Source organism: Chryseobacterium sp. KACC 21268 (assembly GCA_028736075.1).
GTDB lineage: Bacteria > Bacteroidota > Bacteroidia > Flavobacteriales > Weeksellaceae > Epilithonimonas.
On the sequence record CP117875.1, the window covers coordinates 3449375 to 3467092 of the forward strand.

Sequence of the window (17718 nt, forward strand, 5' to 3'; positions counted from 1 at the left end):
CTTTATTAAACATTAAATCTGAAATGCATAATATCACCGTCCTGAACAACGTATTCTTTACCTTCAACCGATAATTTTCCAGCTTCTTTCACTTTAGCTTCGGAACCGTAATTCATATAATCGTTGTACTTGATCACTTCTGCGCGGATAAATCCTTTTTCGAAATCTGTGTGAATTACACCAGCTGCTTGAGGCGCCGTCCAACCCTGACCAATTGTCCAAGCTCTAACTTCTTTGACACCAGCTGTGAAATAAGTCTGCAATTTCAAAAGATCGTAAGCTTTTCTGATCAATCTGTTCACGCCCGGCTCTTCCAAGCCAAGTTCTTCCAAAAACATTTGTCTCTCTTCAAAAGTCTCCAATTCATTGATGTCAGCTTCGATTTGCGCTGCCAAAACAACAACTTCTGAGTTTTCGGATGCGGCCATCGCTTCGATTTTTGCAATCCATTCGTTTCCGTTTTTGATGGAATTTTCGTCCACGTTACAAACGTACAAAACAGGTTTTTTGGTCAGCAACTGCACATCTTCGATCACTGTTTTTGTGAAGTCATCGAAAGGAAATTCTCTCGCATTTTTCCCATCTTCCACAAATTTTTGAAGATTTAGCAAAGTCTCATAAGTCAAGACATCTTCTTTTTTTCCTGATTTGATGAACTTCTTGGCTTTGTCAACAGCTTTTCCAAGTGTTTCCAAATCTTTCAGCTGAAGTTCGATATCAATAATTTCTTTATCTCTGATTGGATCTACAGAACCTTCCACGTGGATGATGTTTCCGTTGTCAAAACATCTTAGAACGTGAATAATTGCTTCACACTCGCGGATATTCGCCAAAAATTGATTACCCAATCCTTCGCCTTTGCTCGCACCTTTCACCAATCCAGCAATGTCCACAATTTCTACAACCGCAGGCAACACGCGCTCTGGATTTACGATTTTCTCCAGCTCAAAAAGTCTGGTGTCTGGAACGGAAACAGTTCCAAGATTCGGTTCTATGGTACAGAACGGATAGTTTGCAGATTGTGCTTTTGCGTTGCTAAGACAATTAAAAAGGGTTGATTTTCCTACATTCGGAAGACCTACGATTCCACATTTCATAATTCTTTGTTTATGGTTTAATGTTCAAGGTTTAAACTTTGAATTTTAAACCTTGAACATTGAATTTTAAGTTTGCAAATATACTGATTTTTGCGTTTGAATTTTCTACTTTTACAATCTTAATTAAGATCAGGAAACGAATCCAAAATGGCCAGAAAAAAACGCGAATATCAATCTTCAGAACTTGTGAATTCCTTTGCGAGAATCTATGGTTTTGAGGATAAATTGAAAGCTTTTGAGATCAAGGATTTTCTGGAGGATTATCTTTCTAATGATCTTTATGCCGAAATCGTGAGCGTGAATCTAAAAGAACAAATCTTGATCATCAGAATAAAATCGCCGCTTTTGAAGAACGATTTCCGATTGAGAAAAACTTTTTTCCTTAAAAAATTCCGGGAGGTCTTGAAAGATGAAAATTTGATTAATGATCTCCTGATCCTGTAGTAATTTCGTCTATCATTCGCTTGCTTCCCGCATCAAGCCTTGACTTTAATGGAAAGAAAAAACGGAATGGATTTCTTATAAAATATCTGAAAATTTCGCTGAAAATTTCTCGTGCCTCCTTCATCTCTACTTTTCTGGAACGGAATGCCAATAACATCGACAGTCCAAAACTAACAGCAAAATTGAAGAATCCGATGACAAAAACAGTAATGAACGAAATCCAAAAAGCGTAGGACGAGATCACAAAATCTTTTCCATAAAGCCCTAAAGCAAAGTTACCAGCAGCGAACGTAATGTGACGGATATCGAGATCTAATCCTAAGAAAAGGCCAATCGGCGCAGTTGCCCCAAGAAATACCCCGAACCAGAAATTGGAAACAATTCCCGCCCAATTTTTAGAATAGTACATTGATAATCTTTTTGCGATGCTTTGACCGAAAAAATAATTTATGAATGGATTTTTTGCGATCCTTTTAGGAATCTGGAAAAACACAGCATTATTACTAATATTTCCGGAAATAACGCCTGAAATAAAAAGAAAAACACCGGCAATACAAGCGTGCAAAATAGCTTTGGACTGAAACGGATCCAAATCGTAAAGCAATTTATTAGACTTATCAAAAGCAAAATTTTGTTTGAAAAGAATTTCCAGTCCATAGATGATGATCAATGACACCGGAAACGAAAGCAAAACATTCCCCACAAATGCAATAAACTGAGACCTGAACAGCTGAGAAACAACGTGCGCAAACTCTATGTAGGTGTTTCTGCTATTTCCGTCGGATAGTACTTTTGCCATTGTCGCAGCTGTCATTGCGGGCTGCTTGGTGGCCAACGTAAAATTCATCAGGTAAATCATCACAAAACCCATTGCATAATTCATTGAAAACAAAAATGCATGCGCAAAATCACTGGCTGGAATGTAACTGTAAAGCATTTTCAGAACACAAAGTGCTCCAACGATAACACCACCGCCAGACGCTTTCCAAAACATCTTCATATAAGCTTTGAGCGTGGAAGTGATGTAATGTGTTCCTGTCTCCGCAGTATGATTGGTAATCAGGTGCGACATCAGTCTTGTGCTGTCAGACACGAGATCGCGGAGATTATTCTTGTGAGATTTATACTGTAAAATATTAAAAAACAACTGCTTTGAATTGATCAAATAATCACGGTCGTCATCGATCACAAACAATTTTATAATGTCAGACATCCTGTTCAGCTGTTGTCTGATCTTCAGTAACGACTGATTGGTCTTGCTGGAAATTCCGTACTTGGAGGAATTTTTGAATGCGATGTTCACGAACTCCAAGCACTGTTCCATATAGATCTTGGTCTGTTTGTAAACCTCATCTGTTGAAGTGAATTTGAAATCCGGATTTTGATTGAAGTCAGCATTGATGATGTCCAGTTCATTTTGTAAGGCCAAAAAAGGATTGTCAAAATTACGGTACTCTGGCGCCATCTTCACCACATCTACGTCCAGTGCATTTCCGATAACGCGCCAGGCCAAGATATTGAGAGAAAATAAAAGTTCTTTTTTAACGTGTGGATTGCTGATAAATTTATCAATCTTCAACAATTGAAAAAGTTCATCCAACTTATCTTCCGGCGAATTTTGGAAAAACTGAAGATCTTTCTTCGGCGTTACCAAAACATTGTCCACCAAGTACCAAATAGTGTTTTCGTTTTCAATTGGCGGTAAGACTTTATTGAGAATTCTTTTTTTAAACTCAGGGTAGAAAGCATTTTCTGATAAGATATCAGCTTCCGTCAGTGATAAATTGAATGGCTTATCCTGAAAAATATTATGAATGTAAAAAGTAAGATTATCCTTTATCGTAACATTATCTTTGAGATACGCTGTAAAAACGCCTAGCTCTTCCCGCTTGAGGCTTGTGATAATTTCGGATAAAGGCTGTAAAGACAAAGTCTCATTTCTCTCGCTGAAATAATTCTTTAAAATAGTACTGAAACTGTCTTTTCTAATTAATCTAATTGGCATCTTAGCACAAAAGTAATCATTTCAGAACAATGTTATTCATCTGTCTCATGATCCAGTTGTGTTTTTTGCTGAGATAAGCACTTGGATTTTTAGGATCGTACTTCTTAGGATTCGGCAACACGGCAGCAATCCAGGCCGCCTCACTTTTTGTGAGATCTTTCGCAGGTTTGTTGTAATAATATTGAGCCGCCGCTTCTATCCCAAAAACGCCCTGACCCATTTCGATCACATTTAGGTATCTTTCCAAGATGATGTCTTTCCCCCAAATTTTTTCAATAATAAAGGTATAGATCGCTTCCAGACCTTTTCTAAGCCAGCTTCTCCCCTGCCAAAGAAAAACATTTTTGGCTGTCTGCTGGGAAACCGTACTGCCACCTCTTACGACTTTTCCTTTTTTATCGTTCTTTTTCATTGCTTTTTCGATGGCTTTGTAATCAAAACCATTATGATTGAAAAACGCTTGATCTTCCGAAGCTAAAACTGCTTTTTTAATATTACTCCCCATATCATCAGAGGAAATGTAATCACGGTGCAATTTCCCATACTTGAAGACACTTCCCAACTGCGTCCAAGTAATAGGTGGATTGAAAAAGATTCCGAAAATAACAAAGAGAATATTAACTATAATGACAATAAAAATCAGTCTTTTGATAAACTTCCACATACTGCAACAAATTTTCAGCGAAAATAAAACAAAAAAATATTTTTTATAGCAAAATTGACCTTTAAGAATTTGTGAAATATTAGATAATAAGAAATGATCAGAAAGCCGATCCTAATATATCGCAAAGAAGTAATGTAATGATTACAATGAGCAACAGAACAAAATCATCGAAACTAAATTCGTTGGACTCCACAATTACTCTCTGTCTCTGGTTTTGTCTATGCCTCTTTTCGAATTCCTGTCTTTTTTCAGAATTTAATTTATCAGCATATTTACTATCATCCATCGCCTAATTAGAAGTAATTTATTATAATCTTTAATCGTTTTTTTTCGAGGATGCAAATATTAAATAAAAATATTAATAATGAAATACATTTTGATAAAATACACTAAAAATTAACAAATAACTACAGATAGCTACTAACAATTAAATTAAAATTACAAAATAATTAATACAAAACTAAAAGGTAATATATTATAGTAGAATAAATTTGAAGTATCGCTTACAAGAAAAACGACTAAGACCAATAAAATTTTATGTGACCTCGACAGGATTCAAACCTGCAACCTTTTAAAAACAAAAAACCTCACAATAAAAATTGTGAGGTTTTTGTGAGCGCGTCAGGATTCGAACCTGAGACCGTCTGCTTAGAAGGCAGATGCTCTATCCAGCTGAGCTACGCACCCATTTGTGATTTTTTCGAAAATCACTAAAAATTGTCGGGGCGGCAGGATTCGAACCTGCGACCTCCTGGTCCCAAACCAGGCGCGATGACCGGACTACGCTACGCCCCGAAAATTAAAAATATTTAATATCATCTAGCGAAATAAATATCTAGCTTTGCGATATAAAAAAAAGAGACCAAGAATGATCTCTCTTTTGTGAGCGCGTCAGGATTCGAACCTGAGACCGTCTGCTTAGAAGGCAGATGCTCTATCCAGCTGAGCTACGCACCCATTTGTAATTTTTTCGAAAATTACTAAAAATGTCGGGGCGGCAGGATTCGAACCTGCGACCTCCTGGTCCCAAACCAGGCGCGATGACCGGACTACGCTACGCCCCGATAAGTCATCTTTTTTAGCTGCGGAGAGTAAGGGATTCGAACCCTTGGAACCGTTTCCAGTTCGCTTGTTTAGCAAACAAGTCCTTTCGGCCTCTCAGGCAACTCTCCTTGCAGTTTCAGTGATATATTCTATCCCGTTATTGCGAGTGCAAATATAGAAGACTTTTGCGTAACTACCAAAAAATTTTATTTATTTTTTTTCTTATTTTTGACTCATTAAATATAACCAAAAACAGACACGAATGCGTAATTCATTATATCTCATAACATTAGGATCATTAATCATTTCCTGCGGATCCCAACAAAAAACTGTAAAAAGTAAAACTCCTGTAAAATCTACCACGCCAGTTGCAGTTGTTTCTATAAAAAAACCAGAAATCAAACAGGACGAAGGCGACTATTACAAAGTCAATATTGCGGATATAACGAAAAATGACAACACGATAAGTTATGGTTCTATAGTAAGCGCCAATCCGGCAGGATATAAAGTGACCAAAACATATTTTCCTTCTGTCGGGCAGAATTTCCGCCAACGTTATGTGATTTTACATTATACAGTATTAAATGATGAAAAATCAATCTCAACTCTTACACAACAGGCGGTAAGCGCTCATTACCTTGTGAATACATTGCCAGATAAAGAAATCTATCAATTGGTGGACGAAAATAAGCGCTCTTACCACGCTGGAATTAGTTTTTGGAGAAAGGACCAACAATTAAATGACACTTCCATAGGAATCGAGATCGTGAATATGGGTTACACCGTAGATTCGACAGGTCTGAGAGTTTTCACGCCGTATCCAGAGGAGCAAATCAAGAAAGTAGCCGCTTTGGTGAAGGACCTTATCGTTAGATACAACATTCAACCAACCAATGTTCTCGCCCATTCCGACATTGCGCCAACCAGAAAACAAGACCCAGGTCCACTTTTCCCTTGGAAGAGACTTTACGACGAGTATCAAATCGGGATGTGGTACGACGAAACTGCGAAACAGACTTTCCTCAATCAAATCCTAACGACGAACGAAATCACATTACAATACAATAATCCTGAATTTGTTTCCAGAGTTCAGCAACAGCTGGCTCAGTTTGGTTACGCATTGAGTGTGAATGGCGTTTGGGACAAAGCTACTAAGCAAACCATTGAGGCTTTCCAATTTCATTTCCGACCGATGAATTACAGTGGTATTATGGATGCGGAGACGTTGGCGATTTTGCAGGCTTTGATTCAGAAGTATCCGCAGAAGTAATTAGATAGTTTATGCAAATTACAAGTCGTAAGTTAAACAGTAATGAAAATGATAAACTGTCATTAAGCATTAAGGAGTTAGAAAAAGCCAATGATTTGAAAATAAATTGGCTTGTGATTTTTTCGTTATTGATATCAACTTGCTTATTTGCTATTCATATCTATTATTATGACAAGTCTAATTGGTCATTACTTTCAAAATTCTTGGTCTGTCTTTGTCCAATCATAATGTGGATTTACATTGAAAACAGAGTCAAAATAAAAAAACAAAGCAATAGAGATTTAAACAAAATGCAAGAGTTCAAATCTAAGAACTCAATTGATATTATTGAAATCAATACTAGTCGAATTGTTGAGTTTCTGGAAAATGATGATGAAAGTATTCTTTATTTGATTGAAAATATAAATGGAGAATCAATTTATATTTGGGATGAGCAATATTTTATTTCTGAAAACAATCCTTTTCCTTGTGATAAATTTGAGATTTATCTCGACGATATTTTTATAAAGTTGATCGGAGAAAAAGTATTTTGCAAAGGCGAGAGAATTGAATCAATAGAAATTTCCGGCGAAGATAAATGGAAATATTTCCAGAAAGGATTTCCTCAAGATTTAGAAATTGAAAAGAGAAATCTAAACGAGGTTATTGGTGAAATTGAAAAATTTAAGGAGAATTGAATATTTCACGATTCCAATTAAAAAAAAATTCGCAGAAGTGAGATGAAAACTATTTTAAAAACTGAAAGATTAAGTTTAAGACCGATTTCTGAAAACGACATTGAAAATATATTTGAACTACAATCTTTAGAGCAAACTTCCAAATTCAATACTTCGAAATCCCCGAGTGACATTAATGAAACCAAAATCAATGTTGAAAAATGGATTGCGGAAAATAATAAAGAAAATATCAAGCATTTTACATTTGCCGTCGAATTGATTGATGATGAAAAATTCATCGGATTAATTGGATTGCGTCTGGGAAAAGAGCATTACAAGAATGCAGAAGTTTGGTTTCAATTTGATTACAGATTTTGGAACAAAGGTTACGCGACGGAAAGCTTAAGAAAAATGATTGACTTTGGCTTCGAAACCTTGAAGTTGCACAGAATTGAAGCCGGTTGTGCAGTTGATAATATTGGTTCTTTCAGCGTTTTAGAAAAAGTGGGGATGTTGAGAGAAGCGCATACGAGACAATTGTTACCTTTAAAATCTGGTTGGTCAGATAATTATGGATATGCGATTTTATCAACTGATGAGAGGAAATAAATACTGTGAAATTTAAAAACTAATAACAAAATGAATTTTCTGAAAAAATTATTTACCTCACAAAAAGAACTGAATTTAGAATTTTATCAATGCGAAAATGGATTACATAAGCTAGGAGGGAAATTCCCATCTAACTTTATAATTCCAAAAAATGATTTCCTAAGTGGGTTTCAATATGTAGGTTTTATAAATAAAGGCGATAATTATTTTGATTGGATTCCTTTCGACATTCATCTTATTTGTCCTATTTATTTGGATATAGAAAATGTATTTTTAGATTATTCAAATCCTTTTGCTCCGATAATTATTGAGCCTAAAAACACAAGCGAAATAACTTCGGCTTTTGATGACTTAGAAAAAAATTCTATAGTTGAATTTCAAGAAACAAAACTCTCAATTCGAGAATTCGAAGGAATTACAGATGATAATGAATTTGATATATTAGGGGTTGCTGGAAAAGCAAATTTCTTACAACACGAAGACATTCCTATTTGTCCTAAAAGTGGAAAGAAAATGAGATTCCTATGTCAATTTTTAACTTTTAATAATATTGCAACCGAATTCACAAATGTAGAATGTGAGGATAAATATATGCAAGAATATTTTGAACATATGAATTTCTGGTGCGATGGAAGTCTATATGTTTTTATTGAACCAGAAAGCAAAACTTTATGTTATTACATTCAAAATACTTAAAAATAAAAAGCCTCAGAAATTAAATCCTGAGGCTTTGTTTTTATTTACTCAACAACAAAGAAACCCACTCTTCTCTCTGGATTTTCTTTTCAAGCTTCAGGTTTTGCTCTTTGCAAACTTCCAGAATATCGTCCACATCGAAGAAGCAAAGTCCTGACAACAGCAGTTTCCCGCCGTCTTCCAAAACGGAAACGTAAGTCGGAATGTCAGAAATCAAAATATTTCTGTTGATGTTTGCCAAGATGATTTCGAATTTTTCTTTCCCAAGATTGTCGGCTGTTCCTAGTTCGATGTCCAATTCTACGTTATTACGTACTGCATTTTCTTTGGAATTTTCCACAGACCATTCATCGATGTCGATGGCAACGGTTCTGCCCGCTCCTTTTTGTTTTGCGAAAATGGCCAACACCGAGGTTCCGCAACCCATATCAAGCACTTTTTTGTCCGCCAAATCCATATCCAACATTTGCTGAATCATCAGATGCGTCGTAGGATGATGCCCGGTTCCGAAAGACATTTTCGGCTGAATCACAATCTCGTGCATATTCGGGTCCGAGTCGTGGAATTCTGCGCGAATAAGGACTTTATCTTCTACATTGATAGGTGAGAAATTCTTTTCCCACTCCTCGTTCCAATTGATGTTCGGCATTTCTTCGTAGGTGTAAGAAATCTCGACCTCATCATTTTGAAGGAGATAGATATTTTTTAATTCTTCTTCTTTGAAAAGGTCTTTTTGGATATAACCAAGGATGCCGTCATATTCTTCTGTGAAGCTGTCAAAACCGATTTCTATCAGTTCTGCCATCAATATTTCGTTCCAAGGTTGGAGAGGTTTTATTTTAAAATTGAATTCCAGGTAAACTGCCATTGTTTAATTTTTTGCAAATTTAGGTTAAAACCACAAAGTCACGAAGTTTTTCACAAAGAACACAAAGAATTTTTACGTTTAGAAAACTTGTGAACCTTGTGCAGAACCTTTGTGCCTTTGTGGTTAAAAATTAATTCATCTTAATTTGATACGTAAATCCGACGTGAAACCACCTTCCAGGCATTGGAACCAGATTGCTTTCCACATATTTTGTATCCGTCAGGTTGTTGATTAAGACATAAAAATTAAGGTCTTTGTATCGGAAATTGATTTGCTCATCCATGATATTATAACTTCCAAGATTCACACGTTCTGAGTATTTATAAATCAATTGATTGCTGAAATACTTCAAGAATTTCACATCCACTTGCGCCACAAACTGATGTCTCAAATTCTGCAAAGCGTATCGGGAAAGTTCCTCATTTTTATATTGATTATCAAGATACGTGTAGCCTAATCGATAATTAAGGAATGAAAATAATTGATGTTTGAACTCCGTTTCGAAACCTTTGAGGTGGATTTCTCCAACATTTTCCGCTTTCCACGGACTTTCCGGCGTTTCTTTCAGCCAATCGATGCCATTGTTTGTATTTCGGATAAAACCGCTGACTTTCGCCAATATTTTTTCATTCTGGAATCGATAGCCTAATTCTGATGAAATGGCAGACTCAGGAACCAAGTTTGGATTTCCAATTTCCGCCGGACTTACATAGTACAAATCGGTGAAAGTCGGAATCCTAAAACCTTTGGAAACTGCACCGAAAACTTTATGATTGGGATTGAAAATAAAACCAACATCCATTCCGGGATAGAAGAAATTCTGCCCCGAATAATTCGCCCAACTCGCGCCAGGATTGACTTCCAATTTCTGATTAAAGAATTTGAACTGATGGTCAAAAAACACCTGCGTCACATCCCGTTCTCTGTCGCCCAAATTACTACTTGCAAGAAATTCTTTTCTGTAATCCACGCCAATTCCCGTGGTTCCAAGTGATGATTCATAGGTTGCATTTACCGTTCCGCCGACATTATTTCCAATGTGCATATTTCTGTAATACGATGGATTTTGACGGATAAAAAGATACATATCCTGTCCTCTTCGCCAATAAACACTGGAGTTAATCGACAGTTTATCAAACCTTTGCTCATACTGCAAACTCACCACAGAAGCCTGCGTCTCCTCATATTGATTGATGGCGGTTGGCGATGCGTAAAATCCATTCGCCCCAAATTTCTTCTCAGAAAAACCAGCCTGCAAGCTCAGACTTCCATCGTTTAGTTTTAATTTATTTTGATAAAAAAAGTTTCGGATTTGATAATCGGTATTGAATCGATAACCGTCCGAAGCGCCATTGCTAATGGTAAAAAGATTCGTGAATTTCTCAGAACCAAATGTCGCAGACGCCGACAAATCATAAGTTTTGAAATCACCTCCTTGCGCTTTTATCGTCACTTGTTCTTCGGAAGATGATTTGGTGACGATGTTAATGACACCCGCGTAGACATTCTGTCCATAGAGTTTTGCCGAAGAACCTTTCATTATTTCAATCCTTTCCACCGCCGAAATATCAAACGGAAGATTGAATGTATTATGACCAGTCTGCGAATCATTCATTCTAATGCCATTCACCAAAATCAAAACCTGCTCAAACGAACTTCCACGAATCGTAATATCGCTCTGAACACCATTCGAACCTCGCCTTTTGATATCCAAGCCCGAGTGGAATTGTAATAATTCATCAATGCTGGTTGCAGGACTGTTTTGGATTTGTTGCTTGGTGATGACCGTCACATTTTCATTTACATCGTTATAAGGAATCGATAGAAACCGGCCCTGCAAATTCACCTCATCGATTTCGTTTTCTTTGTTCTGCGCAAATCCATTGATTGACAAAACGACAACCGACAAAGCCACAATTATTCTCTTCATAGTTTATTTCCTTTCAGATAATCGGGCGCAAATATAGAGATTAGCCTGAGTTAAGTCGCTAAATTCATTAAGAAAATCTTAATAGTTTAAATCCAAAATCATATTCCAATTCGATATAATTTTCCGTAATTTTGTGGGTCTCATTTTTACTATGGCTACAACAACCGACATCGATATCAAGAAATTTCTTTTCGTTAAAAACGCACACCTTAACAACTTGAAAAACATAGACGTTCTCATCCCGAAGAACAAACTGATTGTGATTACGGGCGTCTCGGGAAGTGGAAAATCCTCACTGGCTTTCGACACCATTTATGCCGAAGGACAAAGGCGTTATGTAGAAAGTTTGAGTTCCTACGCGCGTCAGTTTTTGGGGAAATTAGAAAAACCAAAAATCGATGATATCAAAGGTTTGGCGCCATCCATTGCGATTCAGCAAAAGGTGATTTCGTCCAATCCGCGTTCTACAGTTGGAACTTCTACTGAGATTTACGATTATATGAAATTGTTCTTTGCGCGCGTTGGCCGAACCTATTCTCCGATTTCCGGCGAAGAAGTGAAGAAAGACAGCGTGACGGACGTCATTGATTTTATTAAAAATTCGAAGAAAGATTCGACGTTTTTGCTTTTGGCGCCTTTGGCATTTGATGCAGAGAATTTTGCCGAGCAACTTAAAACCTTGAAAGTTTCCGGATTTACAAGATTGGAAGTCAATGGAAATGTGGCTGGGATTGAGGATTTGGAAAGTTTCGGATTTGTGCCTGAGAAAGATATGACGATTAATCTGGTCATCGACAGATTCAGTTACGAGGAGGATGAGAGTTTCCTTCAGAGATTGGCAGATTCTATCCAAATGGCTTTTTATGAAGGTCACGGCTATTGCTCTTTGAAAAATACAGACACCGAAAAACTACGAGATTTCTCGAATAAATTTGAATTGGACGGCATTGTTTTCAATGAGCCAACCGTTCATTATTTCAGTTTTAATAATCCTTACGGCGCTTGCCCGACTTGCGAAGGTTACGGAAAAGTGATTGGCATTGATGAAGATTTGGTAATTCCGAATAAAAACCTGTCGCTTCACGAAGATGCAGTCGCCTCTTGGCGTGGAGAAAGTATGAGCGAATGGAAAAAGGATTTCATTAAAAAGAACAAAGATTTCCCTATTCATAAGCCTTACCACCAATTGACCAAAGAACAGAAACAGTTACTTTGGAGAGGTGACAAAACGAAAACCTTCCCGAGCATTGATAATTTCTTCAAAATGCTGGAAGAAAATCTTTATAAAATCCAGTACCGCGTGATGCTTTCCCGCTACCGTGGTAAAACGCTCTGCCCGACTTGCGAAGGATTAAGATTGAGAGAAGAAACGAGCTGGGTGAAAATCGATGGACACAATATTCAGTCGTTCATCGAATTGCCTTTGGATGAATTTCTTCCATTAATAAAATCTTTAAAACTCAACGAGCACGACAGAGAAATCGCCAAACGACTGACCTATGAAATCGAAACCCGATTGGAGTTTTTGACGAAAGTTGGTCTCGGCTATTTAACTTTAAACAGAACTTCGAACACACTTTCCGGTGGAGAAAGTCAGAGAATCAACTTGGCAACCAGTTTGGGAAGTTCTTTGGTTGGTTCGATTTATATTTTGGATGAGCCAAGTATTGGTCTGCATTCCCGAGATACTGAAAATCTGATTGGCGTTTTGAAGCAACTTCGAGACCTCGGAAACACCGTAATCGTTGTAGAACACGATGAAGACGTGATGAAATCTGCGGACCATATTATCGATATTGGTCCGGAAGCTGGTTATCTCGGCGGTGATTTGGTTTTTAACGGAAGTTATGACGAAATGATGAAATCCGATACGCTGACCGCAAAATATCTGAGTGGCGAAATGGAAATCGAAGTGCCTAAAAAACGTAGAAAAACCAAAGAATTTATCGCCATAAAAGGTGCGCGTCAAAACAATTTGAAGAACATCGACGTGAATGTTCCATTGGAATGTTTGACCGTTATCACAGGTGTTTCCGGAAGTGGAAAATCGACTTTGATGAAAGAAGTGATGACGAATGCGATTCAAATCCAGCTCGGAATGGGTGGAAAAAAAGCGGATTATGACTCTGTGGAATTTCCTTCAAAACTGATTCAAAATATCGAATTGATTGACCAAAATCCAATTGGAAAATCGTCCCGTTCCAATCCAGTCACTTACCTGAAAGCTTACGACGACATCCGTGACCTTTTCGCAAAACAAAAATCGGCGAAAGTTCAAGGTTTGAAACCAAAACATTTCTCCTTCAATGTGGACGGCGGACGTTGCGACGAGTGTAAAGGTGACGGCGTTATCACAGTCTCAATGCAGTTTATGGCCGACATCGAGTTGGAATGTGAACATTGCCACGGCACACGTTTCAAGAAAGAAATCCTTGAAATCAAATACGACGAGAAAAATATCTCGGACATTCTTCATATGACGGTTGACGAGGCTTTGGAATTTTTCTCAGAAAACCACGAAGAAAAAATTGCGACCAAGATAAAACCTTTGCAGGACGTTGGTTTGGGCTATCTTCAACTCGGACAATCCTCTTCTACCCTTTCCGGCGGTGAAGCACAGAGAGTGAAATTGGCATCGTTCCTCGTAAAAGGCGTGACAACCGAGAAAACACTATTCGTCTTCGATGAACCTTCGACAGGATTGCATTTCCACGACATCAAAAAATTATTGAAATCGCTTCAGGCCTTGATAGAACTCGGACATTCGGTTGTCGTGATTGAGCATCAGCCAGATATTATGAAAACGGCAGATTACATTATCGACATTGGTCCAAATGCTGGAAAATATGGTGGCGAAGTTGTTTTTGCCGGAACGCCCGAGGATTTGGTGAAGGTGAAGGAATCGGCTACGGCAAAGTATGTTGCGGAGAAATTGTAATTTTAATTATTAGAACTAATAACCAATTTGAACTATGACAATTAAAGAAGCAATATTAAAAAGTCTGGAAGACTTAAAAGTTCCAGTTAACAACAATGAAGTTCTTAATCACATTACCAGCAAAACTTACTATCAATTTTTAAAAGGCAAAACACCTGGAGCAACCATTTCTGCTCAACTTGGAGAATTTATAAGAAATGGAGATTCTAGAGTTAAAAGAATAAAAAAGACTAACGGTTCATATAATTACTATTTAACAAAAAATGAACAACAAATTGGCATCGAAATTTTAAATGACGAAAATGAAGTTGATATTTCAAATATAATTGAACCAAAAATAGTAAAAGCAAAAGTTTATGAAGAAAGAGATTTGCATAAGCTTTTGAGTAGCTATCTTAAAAATACTGAAACTTTCTCAAAAACAATTTTCCACGAACAATCTAACGGAAAAGATAGTAATCAGATTTGGACTCATCCAGATATGGTTGGAATCAAGTTTTTAAATTTACAAACCAAAGTCAGTCAGAATTTTCTAAAGTCAATCAATCGTGTTGATACTTTTAAATTGAGTTCTTATGAATTAAAAAGAGAAATCAACAGCGACAGCGAACTTAAAAAAGCTTATTTCCAAGCAGTTTCCAATTCAAGTTGGGCAAACTATGGTTTTTTAGTCGCTTTTGAATTTAGTGATAGTTTGTATGAGGAAATGGCAAGACTAAATCAATCTTTCGGAATTGGAATTATTGAACTAAATGCCAATCCTTATCAAAGTAAGATTCTCTTTCCAGCTGTTTTTCGTGATTTAGATTTTAAGACAATTGATAAACTTTGTAAAATCAATAAAGAATTTGAAAACTTCATCGAGCAAACAGAGAAACTCTTAACTGCCAGCGAAAAATACATATCTGGAGCAGAAAAAGAACTGAATGAATTTTCCGATAAATACTTTTCTAATGATTCTGAGATTGAAAAATATTGCAAAGACAAAAACATTCCTTTTGAAAAATAATATGTTCTCAAAAATGGAGAATCTAAAACCAATAAAAACCGAACAAGATTACAATCAGGCTTTGGAAAGGCTGGAAGATATTTTCGATGCAAAACCAAATACAAAAGATGGCGATGAATTGGAAGCACTTGCAAATTTGATTGAAGAGTACGAAAACGAGAAATTTCCGATTGAGACTCAAAATCAAACAAAAAGATAGACTTATCCACAAAAAAATGTGGATAACTACGAAACTTTAACATTTAGTTTACATTTTGTATTGTTTTTCTTTCTAAATTTACATCAATAAGATTAAGGAAATCGTTATGAAAACTTATCTATTTTCAATCAGAAGCACTCAAATTTATTGATATAAAAATCAAAGGATAGCACCGTCGGCTATCCTTTTTTGTTGTTGTTTAACTAAAAAAATGAGATGTCTTTATCTATTGAGCCGGCTCCTAAAGAGTCGGTTCTTTTGTGCCATCAACTAAAAAAGACTGTCTCTTTCGAAACAGTCTTCTCCTTTTCACTTTTAAAATCTATTATTTAGCAGCATTTACGTTGATGCCAATTTCGATGTCTTTGCTAATCATCCATTCTGCTGGGTCGGTTTCGTCTGTCCCGAATTTGATTCCCCAATCTGTTCTGTTCACCGTAAATTTAGCTTCAACAGCCGCTTTACCCTCAGTCACAGTAACTTTTGCAGGGAAAGAAACGTTCAACGTTTTTCCTAGCAAAGTCAGATTTCCGCTCACAGTTTTGTTAGAACCTGCTACAGCATCTTTTGGAAGTTCTCCCGCCAGGTCCGCTACAGAAGTGATTTTGAAATCAGCAGTTGGATTTTTGGTTACGTTGAAGAAATCTTCATTTTTCAAGTGCGCTTCCAGGTCAGCCGGCTTTTTGTCCGCTTCAGTTACAGATGCTGGGTCTACTTTTAAAGTCGTCATATCGATTACGAAATCTCCGGAAGTCACAGCATTGTCAGCAACCGTTATTTCGCCAGATTTCAAGTTCAAAGTTCCCCATCTTGGTGCGAAACCACCTTTGTGGAAAGCTTTCCAGTTCACGTTGGACGTCGCCAAATCTACTTTGTAAGCATCTCCGGTTTTCGCTGCAACTTCTTGCGCATCTTTCACAGTTTCTTTTTTGTCATTACAAGCAGTGAACAATAATGCAGCTCCTGCAAATGCCAATACGGTTAATTTTTTCATAGAAAATTATTTTGATTAAACTTTTTTAGTGCAGCAAAAATAAGACCTTAAACAAAGAATAGACGTTGATGTACATCAAGAAAGGTATGACTTATAATTATTTGGGCAGCTTTATCCACCTTCCACTCCCGCTATTTTTTGCCCTCGCCAGATTGCAGCCGCAAAAAAAATGAGCTCCGTTCAAGTCGGGCTGCGAAAGATTCCACGTTTTAAAGCAACTAAAATTTTAACACAATTTAAAAACATTAATAAAAAATGGAATCAAAATCATAAATAACTGATTATCAAATAATATTTATTTTTAAAATCAGTCAAAACGGAGGAAATTCGGCATCGGATTTGATTCTAAAACTTAACTTAATTAACATTTTTTAACAACTTTAAATTCCATTATTTACAATGAAAAAAACTTTTGCGGAAAAATCAAATCTGTTGGTTTTTCTTGGGACTGCTGCCTTAATCTCTACAGCAGTATTTTTTTTGAAATCCTGTAACAAAAAATCAGAAAAAGAACAGGCACAAATTTCAAAAGACATCAATTCAGAAGAAATCGTTCCCAACTCAGCAAAAGTTATCTCCGCAAAACCCGACGTTCCCGACCACCCGAACAAGCGTTATATTTACCTAACCTTCGACGATGGCCCAAACAGAGGAACCAGCAACCTCTTGAAAATCACCGAGAAATATCAAATCCCCATCACAGCTTTTGTGGTTGGAAAACACGCGTACGACAGCAAAACCCAATCAAAAGAATTGAAGGAACTGGAGAACAACAAACTCGTCGAGATTGCGAATCACAGCTACACGCACGCCTTGAACCGATATTCTGACTTCTACAAAAATCCAGAGAATGTGATTCACGATTTTGACAAAGCAAGAGACAGCCTGAAATTCAAAAATAAATACGCAAGAACGCCCGGACGAAACATCTGGAGAACAGCGAACATCAATAATACCGATATCAAAACTTCAAAATTGGCAGCAGACGAATTGCAACAAGCCGGCTATGTTTTGGTAGGTTGGGATTTGGAATGGAAACCAACGAACGCGATGAAACTGAAAGGCACTCATAAGGAAATGACAAAACGTGTGGACAGCATCTTCTTCAACGACTTGGAAAAGACTTCCCGACATTTGGTCTTCCTAACGCACGACCAATATCTTCAGGACGACGATTCGGTTCGGGAACTGGATTTGTTCATTTCGGATTTGCAGAACAGCAACCGTTTTGAGTTCCGGAAAATCTCGGAATATCCTAATATTAATGATATCTTGAAGTAAATTTTTAAACCACA

Annotated in this window: 14 protein-coding genes, 5 tRNA genes and 1 pseudogene; 9 read left to right on the top strand and 11 right to left on the bottom strand. The window is 37.0% G+C overall.

What is annotated here, in order from left to right:
- Positions 1–5: 5 nt before the first annotated feature.
- Entirely contained in the window at positions 6–1097 is a 1092-nt protein-coding gene (ychF, locus tag PQ459_15785) for a redox-regulated ATPase YchF (protein ID WDF46355.1), read from the bottom strand.
- A 147-nt stretch (positions 1098–1244) separates the two neighbouring features.
- On the opposite strand from ychF, the gene PQ459_15790 reads away from it, so the two are divergent.
- Positions 1245–1541: a hypothetical protein gene (locus tag PQ459_15790; protein WDF46356.1), complete on the top strand. Its 297-nt coding sequence runs from the start codon at positions 1245–1247 to the stop codon at positions 1539–1541.
- Here PQ459_15790 and PQ459_15795 read toward each other — a convergent pair.
- The 7 genes from PQ459_15795 to PQ459_15825 form a co-directional block, all read right to left on the bottom strand.
- Positions 1519–3546, bottom strand: coding sequence for a recombinase (locus tag PQ459_15795; protein WDF46357.1), 2028 nt, complete (start codon positions 3544–3546; stop codon positions 1519–1521). The two genes, PQ459_15790 and PQ459_15795, sit on opposite strands and share 23 nt — an antisense overlap.
- 16 nt (positions 3547–3562) lie before the next feature.
- Positions 3563–4210: a monofunctional biosynthetic peptidoglycan transglycosylase gene (mtgA, locus tag PQ459_15800; protein ID WDF46358.1), complete on the bottom strand. Its 648-nt coding sequence runs from the start codon at positions 4208–4210 to the stop codon at positions 3563–3565.
- A 613-nt stretch (positions 4211–4823) separates the two neighbouring features.
- Positions 4824–4897 (bottom strand) — tRNA-Arg (locus PQ459_15805).
- Between the two features lie 33 nt (positions 4898–4930).
- Positions 4931–5005 (bottom strand) — tRNA-Pro (locus PQ459_15810).
- 88 nt (positions 5006–5093) lie between these two features.
- Positions 5094–5167, bottom strand: a tRNA-Arg gene (locus PQ459_15815).
- A gap of 32 nt (positions 5168–5199) precedes the next feature.
- A tRNA-Pro gene (locus PQ459_15820) sits at positions 5200–5274 on the bottom strand.
- A 21-nt stretch (positions 5275–5295) separates the two neighbouring features.
- Positions 5296–5382: transfer RNA gene (locus tag PQ459_15825), tRNA-Ser, on the bottom strand.
- 134 nt (positions 5383–5516) lie between these two features.
- Here PQ459_15825 and PQ459_15830 point away from each other — a divergent pair.
- Genes PQ459_15830 through PQ459_15845 form a run of 4 tightly spaced genes read left to right on the top strand, consistent with a single transcriptional unit; the run spans position 5517 to position 8485 of the window.
- On the top strand, positions 5517–6524 hold the full coding sequence (locus tag PQ459_15830; protein WDF46359.1) for an N-acetylmuramoyl-L-alanine amidase: 1008 nt from the start codon (positions 5517–5519) through the stop codon (positions 6522–6524).
- An 11-nt stretch (positions 6525–6535) separates the two neighbouring features.
- Positions 6536–7201, top strand: a complete 666-nt coding sequence (locus tag PQ459_15835) for a hypothetical protein (GenBank protein ID WDF46360.1) — start codon at positions 6536–6538, stop codon at positions 7199–7201.
- Between the two features lie 42 nt (positions 7202–7243).
- On the top strand, positions 7244–7789 hold the full coding sequence (locus tag PQ459_15840) for a GNAT family N-acetyltransferase (GenBank protein WDF46361.1): 546 nt from the start codon (positions 7244–7246) through the stop codon (positions 7787–7789).
- Between the two features lie 30 nt (positions 7790–7819).
- Positions 7820–8485 (top strand): hypothetical protein, encoded by a 666-nt coding sequence (locus PQ459_15845; GenBank protein ID WDF46362.1) that lies wholly within the window; start codon positions 7820–7822, stop codon positions 8483–8485.
- A 40-nt stretch (positions 8486–8525) separates the two neighbouring features.
- Here the strand turns inward: PQ459_15845 and prmA are convergent, their stop codons facing one another.
- Together prmA and PQ459_15855 are read right to left on the bottom strand one after the other, a co-directional pair.
- Positions 8526–9353 (bottom strand): 50S ribosomal protein L11 methyltransferase, encoded by an 828-nt coding sequence (prmA, locus tag PQ459_15850; GenBank protein ID WDF46363.1) that lies wholly within the window; start codon positions 9351–9353, stop codon positions 8526–8528.
- Between the two features lie 130 nt (positions 9354–9483).
- The gene (locus PQ459_15855) at positions 9484–11283 is read right to left on the bottom strand and encodes a TonB-dependent receptor (protein ID WDF46364.1); all 1800 of its coding nucleotides are present in this window, start codon (positions 11281–11283) and stop codon (positions 9484–9486) included.
- Positions 11284–11434: 151 nt separating this feature from the next.
- On the opposite strand from PQ459_15855, the gene uvrA reads away from it, so the two are divergent.
- From uvrA to PQ459_15870, 3 genes and pseudogenes are all read left to right on the top strand, one after another.
- Complete coding sequence (uvrA, locus tag PQ459_15860) at positions 11435–14221, top strand: excinuclease ABC subunit UvrA (protein WDF46365.1); 2787 nt, start codon at positions 11435–11437, stop codon at positions 14219–14221.
- A gap of 34 nt (positions 14222–14255) precedes the next feature.
- A complete protein-coding gene (locus PQ459_15865) occupies positions 14256–15230 on the top strand; it encodes an HTH domain-containing protein (protein WDF46366.1) in 975 nt (324 codons plus the stop codon).
- Positions 15231–15243: 13 nt separating this feature from the next.
- Positions 15244–15402, top strand: a pseudogene (locus PQ459_15870) (transcriptional regulator).
- A 352-nt stretch (positions 15403–15754) separates the two neighbouring features.
- Here the strand turns inward: PQ459_15870 and PQ459_15875 are convergent.
- Positions 15755–16423 carry a YceI family protein gene (locus PQ459_15875; GenBank protein ID WDF46367.1) on the bottom strand — a complete coding sequence of 223 codons (669 nt, stop codon included), beginning with the start codon at positions 16421–16423 and terminating at the stop codon, positions 15755–15757.
- A gap of 399 nt (positions 16424–16822) precedes the next feature.
- Between PQ459_15875 and PQ459_15880 the strand changes: the two genes are divergently transcribed.
- Entirely contained in the window at positions 16823–17704 is an 882-nt protein-coding gene (locus PQ459_15880; GenBank protein WDF46368.1) for a polysaccharide deacetylase family protein, read from the top strand.
- The last annotated feature ends 14 nt before the right edge of the window (positions 17705–17718 follow it).

What these genes read in the sequence shown, in the direction of transcription:
- ychF (WDF46355.1), bottom strand. Translation starts at nt 1,097, where the DNA reads ATGAAATGTGGAATCGTAGGTCTTCCGAATGTAGGAAAATCAACCCTT.
- PQ459_15790 (WDF46356.1), top strand. Translation starts at nt 1,245, where the DNA reads ATGGCCAGAAAAAAACGCGAATATCAATCTTCAGAACTTGTGAATTCC.
- PQ459_15795 (WDF46357.1), bottom strand. Translation starts at nt 3,546, where the DNA reads ATGCCAATTAGATTAATTAGAAAAGACAGTTTCAGTACTATTTTAAAG.
- mtgA (WDF46358.1), bottom strand. Translation starts at nt 4,210, where the DNA reads ATGTGGAAGTTTATCAAAAGACTGATTTTTATTGTCATTATAGTTAAT.
- PQ459_15830 (WDF46359.1), top strand. Translation starts at nt 5,517, where the DNA reads ATGCGTAATTCATTATATCTCATAACATTAGGATCATTAATCATTTCC.
- PQ459_15835 (WDF46360.1), top strand. Translation starts at nt 6,536, where the DNA reads ATGCAAATTACAAGTCGTAAGTTAAACAGTAATGAAAATGATAAACTG.
- PQ459_15840 (WDF46361.1), top strand. Translation starts at nt 7,244, where the DNA reads ATGAAAACTATTTTAAAAACTGAAAGATTAAGTTTAAGACCGATTTCT.
- PQ459_15845 (WDF46362.1), top strand. Translation starts at nt 7,820, where the DNA reads ATGAATTTTCTGAAAAAATTATTTACCTCACAAAAAGAACTGAATTTA.
- prmA (WDF46363.1), bottom strand. Translation starts at nt 9,353, where the DNA reads ATGGCAGTTTACCTGGAATTCAATTTTAAAATAAAACCTCTCCAACCT.
- PQ459_15855 (WDF46364.1), bottom strand. Translation starts at nt 11,283, where the DNA reads ATGAAGAGAATAATTGTGGCTTTGTCGGTTGTCGTTTTGTCAATCAAT.
- uvrA (WDF46365.1), top strand. Translation starts at nt 11,435, where the DNA reads ATGGCTACAACAACCGACATCGATATCAAGAAATTTCTTTTCGTTAAA.
- PQ459_15865 (WDF46366.1), top strand. Translation starts at nt 14,256, where the DNA reads ATGACAATTAAAGAAGCAATATTAAAAAGTCTGGAAGACTTAAAAGTT.
- PQ459_15875 (WDF46367.1), bottom strand. Translation starts at nt 16,423, where the DNA reads ATGAAAAAATTAACCGTATTGGCATTTGCAGGAGCTGCATTATTGTTC.
- PQ459_15880 (WDF46368.1), top strand. Translation starts at nt 16,823, where the DNA reads ATGAAAAAAACTTTTGCGGAAAAATCAAATCTGTTGGTTTTTCTTGGG.